General features: G+C 71.4%; 2 protein-coding genes. Both read left to right on the top strand.

What is annotated here, in order from left to right; genetic code table 11:
* Nucleotides 1-1732, top strand: a 1732-nt coding sequence (locus C667_RS22355; RefSeq protein WP_004386360.1) for an ATP-binding protein, incomplete at its 5' end; no start/stop codon positions are given.
* 12 nt (nt 1733-1744) lie between these two features.
* Nucleotides 1745-2023: a VF530 family protein gene (locus tag C667_RS22350; RefSeq protein WP_004386358.1), complete on the top strand. Its 279-nt coding sequence runs from the start codon at nt 1745-1747 to the stop codon at nt 2021-2023.
* The last annotated feature ends 210 nt before the right edge of the window (nt 2024-2233 follow it).

Here is a 2233-nt window from a genome sequence, read left to right as displayed (position 1 = left end):
GGACCGCGACGCAGCCGCGCAGGCGCTCGCCGCGCAGGAGGCGCGCAGGCCGGCCGTGGAGCGTGCGCTCGCCGACACCCGCGCGGCCTTCGAAGCGGCCAGGGTGGCGGTCCGGCTGGCGCGCGAGCAGCAGCAGCGCAAGGACCTGGCACGGGAGCTGGAGCAGGCCGACGCCGAGCTCGCCAGCCTGGACCAGGCACTGGCACGTGCCCGCGAGCTGCACGAGGCGCTGCTGCGGCAACGCGGGCTGCGGCAATCCCTGCACATCGACGCCAAGGCGCTCGCGCGCCTGCGCAAGGCCGAGGACGAGCTCGCTCGCCTTGCGATCCGCCAGGAGGCGGTCGCCACCCGCCTGCAGTTCGACCTGCGCGAGCCCGGGGCGGTCACGCTGGCGGGCGAGCCCTTGCACGGAGAGGGCGAGCGCCTGCTGCTCGAGCCGGCCGAGCTCGTCCTCGGGCAGCTTGGAAGCCTGCGCATCCTGCCCGGCGGCGACGACATCGCCGATCTGGTCCGCAAGCGCCAGGGGCTGGACGACGACCGCGCGAGCCTGCTGTCCGTGCTCGGCGTGGCCTCGCTGGCCGCGGCGGACGCGCGCCACGAGCACTGCCGCGAGCTCGACGGCGCCATCCGGCGCGACGAGTCGGTGCTGGAGTCGCTCGCGCCCGAGGGCCTGGAGGCGCTGGCCGGGCGCAGGCAGCTCAAAGAGGCGCGCCGCGAGGAGCTGGCGAGACTGATCGCGGCGCTCCCCGAGCCGCAGCAGGGCGGCCTGTCGGTTTCCAGGGCGGAGGCGCAGCTGGACGGCGCCGGCGAGTCCCTCAAGGCGGCCGAGGCGGCCGAGGCGGGTTTCCGCAGCGCGCTCCTGCTCGCCACGCAGGCGCTGGAGAGCGCCCGGACCGAATGGAGCAGGCTGGACGGCGAGCTGCAGGGCGCGGATCGCAGGCAGCATGAAAAGCTCGCCGAAGAGCAGCTGCTCGAGCTGCGCGCCAACGAGAACCGGCTCGAGCAGGCCCTGCGCGAACGCCAGAAGCAGATCGACCTGGCCAACCCGGGTGTGCTGCGCCAGGACGTCGAGCGCTTCACGCGCAGCGCGGACGCGGCGGAGAAGGCCGCCGAGCAGCGCCGCCTCGAGCTCGAACGCCTGAAGGCCAGCCTGGAGGCGCTCGGCGCCGAGGGCCTCGAGGAGAGGAGCGCGGAGCTCGACGTCGAGCTGGCGCGGGCGGTGCGTCGCAAGGACGAGCTGGCGCGGCGCGCCGGCGCGCTCGATCTCCTGCTCGTCCGCCTGACCGATCACCGCCTGCAGCTCACCCGCCAGCTGCAGGCGCCGCTGCAGCGCCACCTGAACCGATACCTGCAGCTGCTGTTCCCGGAAGCCAGCCTGAGCGTGGATGAAGCGCTCGTGCCGGAGATCCTGGTGCGCCAGGGGCTGGACGGGGAAGAGCGCGGCCGCTTCGCGGAGCTGAGCTTCGGCGCGCGCGAGCAGATGGGCCTGATCAGTCGGCTCGCCTACGCCGACCTGCTGCGCGAGGCGGGTCGGCCGACCCTCGTCATCCTTGACGACGCCCTGGTGCACAGCGACGCCGAGCGGCTCGGCAACATGAAGCGGGTGCTGTTCGACGCCGCCGAGCGCCACCAGATCCTGCTGTTCAGCTGCCATCCGGACAGCTGGCGCGACCTCGGGGTCGTGGCGCGGGACGTGGCCGGCCTGGGCATGCCGGCAGCCCCCTCACCCTGAGTGCGACACGCCATGACCGCCCCACAACCCAATAATCCCCTGCACGGCCTCACCCTCGAGCAGATCCTCGTCCGGCTCGTGGACCGCCTCGGCTGGGCCGCGCTCGGCCGGCGGGTGAGCATCCGCTGCTTCAACCACGAGCCCAGCATCGCCTCCAGCCTCAAGTTCCTGCGCCGCACGCCCTGGGCGCGCGCGCAGGTCGAGGCCCTCTACCTCGACACCTTGCCGCAGCCCGGCGAGGTGGACGCGGAGGCCAGGATCCGTGTGCCGCGCAGCAAGATCGACCCATAAGAATCTTCGATTCATTTTGTGTTGACGGATTTTCTCGGGTCTCTATAATGCGCGGCTTCCCGAACGCAACAGCGAATCGGCGAAACCGGAAAGCAGCAGATTCTTTCCTTGCCGCGAGTCGGCAGATCTTTAAAAACTTGGACAACCGATAAGTGTGGGTGCTTGGTTGTTGCGGTCGGCGACTTCGGTCGCGGAAGTATCGCAATGATT

This window comes from Thauera phenylacetica B4P, from assembly GCF_000310225.1.
GTDB lineage: Bacteria > Pseudomonadota > Gammaproteobacteria > Burkholderiales > Rhodocyclaceae > Thauera > Thauera phenylacetica.
Note: the sequence above shows the minus strand (reverse complement) of the source record. Positions and strands in the feature narration are given on the sequence as shown.

Excerpts from the sequence above, each read along its gene's own strand:
- C667_RS22350 (WP_004386358.1), top strand. The coding sequence starts at position 1,745 with ATGACCGCCCCACAACCCAATAATCCCCTGCACGGCCTCACCCTCGAG.